Source organism: Candidatus Polarisedimenticolia bacterium (assembly GCA_035764505.1).
Taxonomy (GTDB): domain Bacteria; phylum Acidobacteriota; class Polarisedimenticolia; order Gp22-AA2; family AA152; genus AA152.
The window spans coordinates 1-8,139 of record DASTZC010000275.1; the positions used below are offsets into that span (position 1 = coordinate 1).

Sequence of the window (8,139 nt, forward strand, 5' to 3'; positions counted from 1 at the left end):
CGATGAAGAAGCTGTCGCGCGCCGAGTTCGATCTCCGGCGCAACGAGATGCTGCAGGTCTGCACCTCCTGCCATGCCACCTCGTTCGCGCGCGAGTCGCTGGCCGACGCCGACGCCATCAAGCGCCAGACCGACCGGATGGTGGATCGCGCCGCCGAGATCGTCGAGGCGGTACATCGCGCCGGGGCCCTGCGGCCGCGTCCCGAGGAGCGCGCCCCCAATCCTGTGGAGGGAGCTGTCCTGGTGATGGGCACGCACCAGCTCTACGAAAACACTTCTCCCCTCGAGCAGCGCTTTTTCGAGATGGCGTCGTTCCATGCACCCACCGCCTGGAAGGGCGCTTATCACAGCTCTCCCGACCACACTCACTGGCTCGGCAACATGAAGGTGAAGGAAAGTCTGATCTACATCGAGGGGGAAGCCCGCCAGCTGTTGAACGGGGCGCCGCTTCCCGGAGACCGCGCTCCTTTCGAGAAGGCCCCCGCTCCTTTTTCCCCCACCTTCATCCCGCCCAGCGAAACGGGCGTCCCCTTCAAGACGGGAGCGAAATACCTGGGGGACCGCTACTGTGAAGGGTGCCACGAGGACATCTACCGCTCGTGGCGCAAGACCGATATGGCGGCCACTTTCAACTCGCTCTATCCGGGCGCCGACCGGGAATCGAAAGCGAAAGCACTGAACATCGATCCCGATGCCGATTTCACGAACGATGCGACCTGTTTCCCGTGTCACACCACGGGCTATGGCCAGCCGGGTGGCTTCGTCTCTTTCGCCAAGACTCCCAACCGTGTCGGCGTGCAGTGCGAGGCGTGCCACGGACCGGCCAGCGAATACATGGACCACATGGTGGCCGGCAAGGGCGCGCACAAGAGCGCCGGACTGGTGCGCGCCGACGTACGCGCCTGCGTCCAGTGCCATCACCCTTCCGATCCATGCCCCGACGACAAGTATGTGTTCGACTATGTCGCGATGAAGGCCAGGGGCCTCCATGCCATGCACGCGCGGTAGCGGGAACGCCGGCCGGCCTTCGCGGCCGTCCCGCACCCGCACGCTCCTGCCGGCGGTCCTGGCCTGCCTCGTCTTGTCCTGCCGCTCCCACGAGAATGCCCATCCAGCGGGTCCCGCCGCCACCTACGTGGGGGCCGAGCGCTGCGCCACCTGCCACCAGGAAGAGACGGCCCGGTGGAAGCTGAGCGCCCACGGCAACCACGCCTTCACCACCCGCCCCGAGGTGGTCAAAGGCGATTTCGAGCTCAAGAACGTCTACGTCTACCGGGGCGTGACCTCGCGCATGAGCGTCAAGGACGGCAAGTATTCCATGCTCACCGAAGGCCCCTCCGGCAACCCCGAAACCTATCCGGTGGACATCGTGCTGGGGTTCCGGCAGACGCAGGTCTATCTCACCCGCTTTCCCGACGGGCGCTACCAGGTGCTCCCGACCTATTACGATCTCGAGGAGCAGCTCTGGTACGACCAGACCGAAGGGGTCGTCCCCAGCGGCGGGAAGAAGCTCACCCCGAAGGACCATTCCTTCTGGGCCAACCGCGGGCGGACCTGGAACTCGGGCTGCAGCGGCTGCCACGGCAGCCAGGTGGAGAAGAACTTCGACCTGGCGAGCGCCACCTACAAGACCAGCTGGGTGGATCTGACGATCAACTGCGAGTCGTGCCACGGTCCGGGCAGCCTGCACGTGGAAGCCTGGAGCGGCGCCTCGCGCGGCGGAGACATCGACGCGGCACGCGGCGGACTGATCAAGCTGGGTGAGCTGTCGCCGAAGCGCCAGGTGGAAGTGTGCGCCAAGTGCCACGCCGCCAAGACGACCCTGCAGCGCGGCTACAAGCCGGGGGAGGATTTCCTCGATTACTACGAGCCCATCGTCCCCAGCACCGGCAACCAGTTCTTCTCGGACGGCCGGAACAAGGGGCTGAATTACAACTACATCGCGCACCTGCAGAGCAGCTGCTACGCCAAGGGCGATCTCACCTGCACCGGCTGCCACGATCCGCACGGCTCGGAGAACCCGGTCGACCTGCGCGAGCCTCAGAGCAACCTGCCGCGCCTGTGCATCCACTGCCATGCCGACAAGAAGCTGGGGCCCGAGGAGCACTCCCACCACGACGCCGCGGCGGTCAACTGCATGGACTGCCACATGCCTTTCGTCGACATCCTGGGAAGACGGCTGCAGGCGCGCGACCACAGCATCTCCGTGCCGGTTCCCGCCGTCACGCAGAATTTCGGAGCGCCCAACGCCTGCAACACCTGCCACCGCGACCGCGACCCCGAATGGGCGGCCCAGGCGATCAAGCGCTGGTTCAAGGACGAGCAGACCGATCGGGTCAACAAGGCCGCCGCCTTCTTCTATGGCTTCCGCAAGGATCCGGCGGCGCCGCGAGCGCTGCTTTCCCTGTTCTCCGACAAATCGGCCCTGTCGATGCCGCGCCGCGCGGGCATTCCGCGCATCCTGGCGACCTATCAGGATCCCTCGATCCTGACGCCCCTCGTCGACGCCATGCTCGACCCGCAGGAGGAGCCGCTGGTTCGCTATCAGATCGTGGCGGCCTTCGCCTCCGTTCCGGGGCCGGAGTCGGATCAGGCGCTGCTGCGGGCGGTGAGCCGGCCCGAGAACGCGATGCGCCGCGTGGCCGGAGTGGAGCTGGCGCGCCGCGGCGTGCGTCCCAAGGACCCGGCGCTGCAGCAGCGGATTCAGGACGTCGTGAAGGATTACGAAGAGGTCGTCGGGGACGTGCGCTCCGACGTCCCGGAGGATCACGCCGGACTGGGGGACATTTACGCGAAGCGCGGGGAGACGGACAAGGCGCTTTCGGAGTATCGCTTTGCCCTGAAGCTCGATCCCGATCTGCCGCAAATCAGGATCCAGATGGGAACGGCCCTGGCGGAGCGTGGTGAGATCGATTCGGCCGCGGAGCAGTTCAATGCCGCCGCTGCGCTGCTGCCGTCGAGCCCTGTCCCGCCCTTCAACCTCGGCGTGCTCTACCAGCAGGCGAAGCGACCCGCTGAAGCGATTCCACACTTCACCCGCGCGCTCGAAATCGATCCGGGCCACGCCGAGGCGCAGTATTTTCTCGCCCTCGCCCGCCTCGACACCGGCGAGCCGCGTGCGGCCGTCGAGCTCCTGACGAAGTTCCTCTCGTCGCATCCGCGCAACGCCATGGCGCATTTCCAGCTCGGCCGCGCCTACGAAGCCGCCGGCGATCGCAGGGGCGCCCGGGATGAGTATTCCCGCGCCGTCTCGATCGCCCCGAACCTGGCCGAAGCGCGAACGGCCCTCGGAAAGCTGGGGTCCTGACCGGCCGTGGGCCTGTCGGAAATCTGACGACAGACGGCCCCGGCGCAATCTACTCGGCTTCATTGACTGGGCCTGGCGCGAAACCTAGATTCCACCCGTCATGCCCGATCCTTCCCGTGTCCTGCACGCTCCCGCTCACGCTTCCGAAAAGGGCTTTTTCAGGAAGCTGCGCAGCCGCGTCTTCGGCCGCCGGCGGCGGCTGCTGGTGCATCGCGGCTACCAGCTGAAGAGCGCCACCAAGAGCGTGCTCGGAAGCGGCGCCCTGATCTCCCTGCTCGCCTTCGTTCTCTACCAGGTCAACCTGGAAGCCTCGCGGGACCTGCAGCAGATGGCCCCTTTCATGCAGGCCGGCCTGAGGCGCTGGGATCGGATCACGCTGCTCTCTCTCATCCTGGGAGGCGTCGTTTTTCTGGCGGGGGTCTTCCTCATCGAGCTGATGGAAACCCACCGCACCGCCGGGGTGATCCTCAATCTGACGCGCCGCCTCGATGAGCTGCGGCGCGGGCGCCTGAGCGCCTTCCTGAGGCTGCGCAAGCACGATTGCTTCCGGGAGCTCGAATCGGTCTTCAATGAGACGGCTGCCTCGCTGCGGGCCCGGGCCGAAGGGGACGTCGCGGCTTTGGGACGGCTGTCGTCGCTGGCGCGCGAGCTGCTGCAGGAGCAGGAAAAAGGCAACGGCGCCCGCGTCCGGGCGCTCGCGGAAGGGCTGCGGGAGGCGCTGGAGGATATGCGCTGCCGGAAGGCGGAGCTGCTGGAGCCGTGACAGGAGCGGCAAATCGACCGAAATGCGAAAAATAGAACTTGACAGGTACCCCTTAGGACTGTACTGTTTGCCGCGTGTTGCGAGGAGTTTCCGTTTTGAGTCCTGAGTAGCAGAAGACCACCCCAGCGCAGTTCGGCTTCGGTGGTTTTTTTTTGCCCTCAGGACGGCTTTCAGTCACGGCGGTGCGATAGCCGCCTCGAACCAAGGCAAGGCCTTGTACTCTCGTCGAAAGGAGGTAGTTCCAGTAGTGCCTAAAGGAAAAGTAAAGTGGTTCAACAACGCCAAAGGGTACGGTTTCATCCAGCAGGAGGACGGAAGCGACATCTTCGTCCACTTCTCTGCGATCAAGGGTGATGGGTACAAGACCCTGGAAGAAGGCCAGACGGTGGAGTTCGATATCACCCAGGGCCCCAAGGGTCTGCAGGCGGAGAACGTCGTTAAGGCCTAGGCTCCTTTCGACCTTTGCCAACATGAAGCCCCGGCGGGGGAACCGCCGGGGCTTTTTATTTGTCCGCTTGGAGGCTCTATTTCCCTTGCGGGGATTTCGAGGCGGAGGGTCCGGGATCGGACAGCTCGGGGTGTTTCTTGTAGTAGCGCTGGATGACCCACTCGGGGGTCTCGGCCTTCTCGCCGCGTTCGAACTTGCTCTCGAAGACACCGTCGCCATCGGTGTCGACGATGGCGTAAACCGTCGGCGGTGCGCCATTCTCCCCCAGGATGTGGAACTGGCAGGCGTAAATCTCTCCCTCGATCTCCAGGGTGTCGAAGACCACGCCGTCCTTCTTGCGCTTGTAGATCTTGACCAGCGTCTCGGCCCCGGCGATCCGCGGCGTGTAGTCCTGCGGTCTGATGTCCTTCTTCTCGGCCGCGGCGGGATTCGGGAAGAGCCACCCTTCTTTCTTGACCTCGACCGCCTCGCAGGGAACGAGGGCGAAGGATGCAAGGACCAGGAACGCCGCAATCCGCTTCATCGATGATGTCTCCCAGGCCGGCAATCCTAGCATGGCGGTTCTCCCGCGGCCAGGACAGTTTTGGCGGGAATCGGCGCCGGTCGCGATGTTCAGGGCTCCAGGTCGCCGTCGGGGCTGGAGTTGGCGAGGATGGTCTTGTAGTAGGGCAGGAGGCGGCGGTTGTAGACCTCCATCAGGAGCTCCAGCAGCTCGTCGGGATCCTCGCTGTAGACCACCTGGGCGCCCGTGTTCTTCTGGATGAAGGAGATGATCGTCTCGAGCTTGTCGGTGATGCCGCCGGTCCCCTTGAGCACGCCGATCACCTTGGCTTCGTCGTAGGCGATGGCGAACTCTCCCAGCGTGCCGGACCGCCCCCCCATGAAGATGACCATGTCGCAGGAGCGGATGTTTTCGATCTCGCGCCCCATCAGACCGCTTCCCGTATAGATGATGGCGTCGTAGCCGTGGTACGGGGAGGCGTACTTCATGGCGTGCTCTTCGAAGTTCAGGGCGGGAGAGATGCCGATCACGGTCCCTCCCTCGGCGCGGGCGCCCAGCACCGCCTGGTGCGGCAGTCCCGGACAGGCGCCGGTGATCAGCACGCAGCCGCGGCGGGCGATCTCCTGGCCCATCCGGTAGGCCTTGTCAAGCGTCTCATGGCCGAGATCGCCGCCCGCCGATCCCATGACCCCGACCGAGATGCGCGGGCTTACTGAATCGCTGCTTCCCTTGTGGCTTTTCATTGGCGGCGGAGTCTAGCATCGAATCCCAGCCCCGGCAACGGCGGCGGAGGCGCTCCTCCAGCGGTTTGACCCTGCCGGATGAGGCCCCCTATAATGCCCCGCTTCTTCCCTCCCGCGGAGCTCGACGCTTGGAGTCCGGTCCGTTGCGCAAGGGTCTCGCGATCGCGCTCTTCGCGGGCGCGCTGCTCTGTAACGCCTGCCGGCCGGGCGCGTCCTTCACTCCGCCCGACGATCCGATGGTGGGAAAGCCCGCCCCGGCCTTCAGCTTCCACAGCGTCCACAAGCGCACCTTTCCTTCGACCAATTTTCTCGGAAAGACGACCGTCATGATCTTCATCCGGCCCGGGCAGCCGGAGGCCCCCACGCTCCTGCGCGAGATGGAGAAACTCCACAAGGACCCCGCCCTGACGGTCGTCGAGTTCGTTGCCCTGTCCCCCGAGGAGGATCCGCTGACGGAGCCCTACTGGATCGGGCTGGAGAACAGCCTTCCCATCGCGCTGGATTTCAGCGGCGCCGCCGCGAAGTACGGTGCCGGCAGCCTTCCCATGGTCGCGGTGAGCGACTACAAGGGGATGCTGCGCCTGCGGCTCGACGGCTATATGGGAAAGGAGTTCTGGCCGCGGTTCATGGCCACGCGCAAGCTGATCGAGAAGGTGGAGCGGGAGCGCGTCGAGCCGACCGCCGCGCGCTGAGGTCCTGCCTCGCCTGGGTGATCACTCCGCCTCCTCCTCCCCGCCGGGCGCCGGTACCACTTCCCGGCTTCCTTCCGCCATCGCGCGCCGCCTGAGGACCACCGCCCGCAGCAACATCCCGGCGATGACGAGCAGGAGCAGCAGGACCACGAGCTGCCAGAAGTGACGAATTCCGGCGAGCAGCGATTCGAGCCGCGGTCCCACCAGGTAGCCCACGAGGACATACAGGGGGACATTGATCGCCGCTCCCGCGAGGTCCCAGAGGAGAAACCGGCGGCGCGGCATCTGCAGGACGCCGGCCGTCAGGAAAACCGGCCCTCTCAGGCCCGCCGCGAAGCGGGCGAAGAAGATCATCTTGGGTCCGTGCCGCAGGAAACGATTGCGGACTCTCTCGTAGCGCTCCGCGGGGAGCGCGAGCGCAAGCCAGCGGTGCGCCAGGACCTTCGGGCCGAACGCCTTCCCCAGGGAATAGACGAACTGATCGCCGGTGATCACCCCGGCGATCCCCACCAGCACGGTAGGCACCCAGGACATCAGACCTTTGCTGATCAGGTACCCGGAGGTTGCCAGCGTCAGATCTTCGGGCAGCGGCACGCCCACCCCGGACAGCAGGAGCAGCCCGTACAACCCCGGGTAGCAGAGGTTCGGCCCGAAACTCTCCAGAGTCTCGAGCAGGGAGGTCGAGGCAAGGACGGGGTGCAGCATGCGGACTCTCACCTTGTAAACCGGCGGGCAATCTACAGGCTTCGCGGACGACGTTCAACTGCCCCGCCGACGGCCTTCCTTGACGCCGTGGGGACCTTCCGTTAGGGTTTCTTGATTCGTTTCGGCCTCCAGCGACGAGGGATCATGCCCTTCAGCTCCTTCCGACGCCGGCTCCTCGCAGGCCTCCTGGCGATGGCGGTCACCGCCGTCGGGATTGCGTCACAGATCCACCTGCACTGGCAGGGGGTCGATCCCGCGGTGCGTATCGGGTCGCAATGTGGCCATCCCGAGCCTTTGTCCGATCACGCCTGTCTCGGCTGCAAGGTTTCCCACCGCACGTTGTCGCCGCCGCTCGAGATCGCCTGCGCCTGCGAGCCGCCGGTCCGCGGTCCCCGCATCCAGGCCCTGGCGACGGGCATCGTGCCGGTTCCTTACCATTCCCTTTCATCTCCCAGAGCTCCCCCTTCCCTGTTCACGTCCTGATGTCCCGGGCCGCGCGAGAGGAAATCCGCCGTCGCGGTGGATCGCACGCGTAAGCACGTCGAGCCCGGGATCTTCATCGGCAAGTGGACGCGGAAAGCTGTTGGTCCAATTTCCTGGGGGTGAGCATGGTCCCTGCCCTGATGCCCGAAAGAGGCCGCACGAAACAGGGCCTCTTGATGACTGCCGCCGCGCTGGTCCTGCTCGGCGCGGCCTTCGTGCCGTCGCCCGCGGCTGCTCAGCAGGCGACGCCGGCGGCGGATCAGGCCGCCGAGATTCAAGCGTTGCACGCCGAGATCCAGTCGCTGCGTGATGAAGTCGCGGCCTTGCGCCAGCAGCTCCAGGCGCTCCAGGCCGCGCAGGCTGGCGCGGCTCCTCCTGCCGCCGCGGCTCCGCCAGCAGCCCCGGCGCAGCCGGGGACTCCGGAAGCAACCACGCCGCCCGAGGCCCCGCCCGAAGCGCCGCCCACGGCGCCGCCGGCGGTCGCCCAGCCGGCCAAG

Annotated in this window: 10 protein-coding genes; 7 read left to right on the forward strand and 3 right to left on the reverse strand. The window is 65.9% G+C overall.

Annotated features, from left to right (window positions below):
* The 4 genes from VFW45_17710 to VFW45_17725 form a co-directional block, all read left to right on the forward strand.
* Positions 1–1,007 (forward strand): cytochrome c family protein (locus VFW45_17710; GenBank protein ID HEU5182628.1); only part of this gene is annotated, 1,007 nt, incomplete at its 5' end.
* The gene (locus tag VFW45_17715; protein ID HEU5182629.1) at positions 988–3,306 is read left to right on the forward strand and encodes an ammonia-forming cytochrome c nitrite reductase subunit c552; all 2,319 of its coding nucleotides are present in this window, start codon (positions 988–990) and stop codon (positions 3,304–3,306) included. The genes VFW45_17710 and VFW45_17715, both read left to right, overlap by 20 nt.
* Before the next feature lie 100 nt (positions 3,307–3,406).
* Positions 3,407–4,069, forward strand: coding sequence for a hypothetical protein (locus VFW45_17720; protein HEU5182630.1), 663 nt, complete (start codon positions 3,407–3,409; stop codon positions 4,067–4,069).
* Between the two features lie 247 nt (positions 4,070–4,316).
* Positions 4,317–4,517 carry a cold-shock protein gene (locus VFW45_17725; GenBank protein HEU5182631.1) on the forward strand — a complete coding sequence of 67 codons (201 nt, stop codon included), beginning with the start codon at positions 4,317–4,319 and terminating at the stop codon, positions 4,515–4,517.
* Between the two features lie 76 nt (positions 4,518–4,593).
* Here the strand turns inward: VFW45_17725 and VFW45_17730 are convergent, their stop codons facing one another.
* Positions 4,594–5,040, reverse strand: coding sequence for a hypothetical protein (locus tag VFW45_17730; GenBank protein HEU5182632.1), 447 nt, complete (start codon positions 5,038–5,040; stop codon positions 4,594–4,596).
* 89 nt (positions 5,041–5,129) lie between these two features.
* Positions 5,130–5,762, reverse strand: coding sequence for a hypothetical protein (locus VFW45_17735; protein ID HEU5182633.1), 633 nt, complete (start codon positions 5,760–5,762; stop codon positions 5,130–5,132).
* 143 nt (positions 5,763–5,905) lie between these two features.
* On the opposite strand from VFW45_17735, the gene VFW45_17740 reads away from it, so the two are divergent.
* On the forward strand, positions 5,906–6,454 hold the full coding sequence (locus VFW45_17740; GenBank protein ID HEU5182634.1) for a hypothetical protein: 549 nt from the start codon (positions 5,906–5,908) through the stop codon (positions 6,452–6,454).
* 21 nt (positions 6,455–6,475) lie between these two features.
* Here the strand turns inward: VFW45_17740 and VFW45_17745 are convergent, their stop codons facing one another.
* Positions 6,476–7,159, reverse strand: coding sequence for a DedA family protein (locus VFW45_17745; GenBank protein ID HEU5182635.1), 684 nt, complete (start codon positions 7,157–7,159; stop codon positions 6,476–6,478).
* A gap of 144 nt (positions 7,160–7,303) precedes the next feature.
* On the opposite strand from VFW45_17745, the gene VFW45_17750 reads away from it, so the two are divergent.
* Both VFW45_17750 and VFW45_17755 read left to right on the forward strand, forming a co-directional pair.
* The gene (locus tag VFW45_17750; GenBank protein HEU5182636.1) at positions 7,304–7,642 is read left to right on the forward strand and encodes a hypothetical protein; all 339 of its coding nucleotides are present in this window, start codon (positions 7,304–7,306) and stop codon (positions 7,640–7,642) included.
* 173 nt (positions 7,643–7,815) lie between these two features.
* Positions 7,816–8,139, forward strand: a 324-nt coding sequence (locus VFW45_17755; protein HEU5182637.1) for a hypothetical protein, incomplete at its 3' end; no start/stop codon positions are given.

Coding starts and splice junctions, on each gene's coding strand:
- VFW45_17715 (HEU5182629.1), top strand. CDS start 988: ATGCCATGCACGCGCGGTAGCGGGAACGCCGGCCGGCCTTCGCGGCCG.
- VFW45_17730 (HEU5182632.1), bottom strand. CDS start 5,040: ATGAAGCGGATTGCGGCGTTCCTGGTCCTTGCATCCTTCGCCCTCGTT.
- VFW45_17720 (HEU5182630.1), top strand. CDS start 3,407: ATGCCCGATCCTTCCCGTGTCCTGCACGCTCCCGCTCACGCTTCCGAA.
- VFW45_17735 (HEU5182633.1), bottom strand. CDS start 5,762: ATGAAAAGCCACAAGGGAAGCAGCGATTCAGTAAGCCCGCGCATCTCG.
- VFW45_17745 (HEU5182635.1), bottom strand. CDS start 7,159: ATGCTGCACCCCGTCCTTGCCTCGACCTCCCTGCTCGAGACTCTGGAG.
- VFW45_17750 (HEU5182636.1), top strand. CDS start 7,304: ATGCCCTTCAGCTCCTTCCGACGCCGGCTCCTCGCAGGCCTCCTGGCG.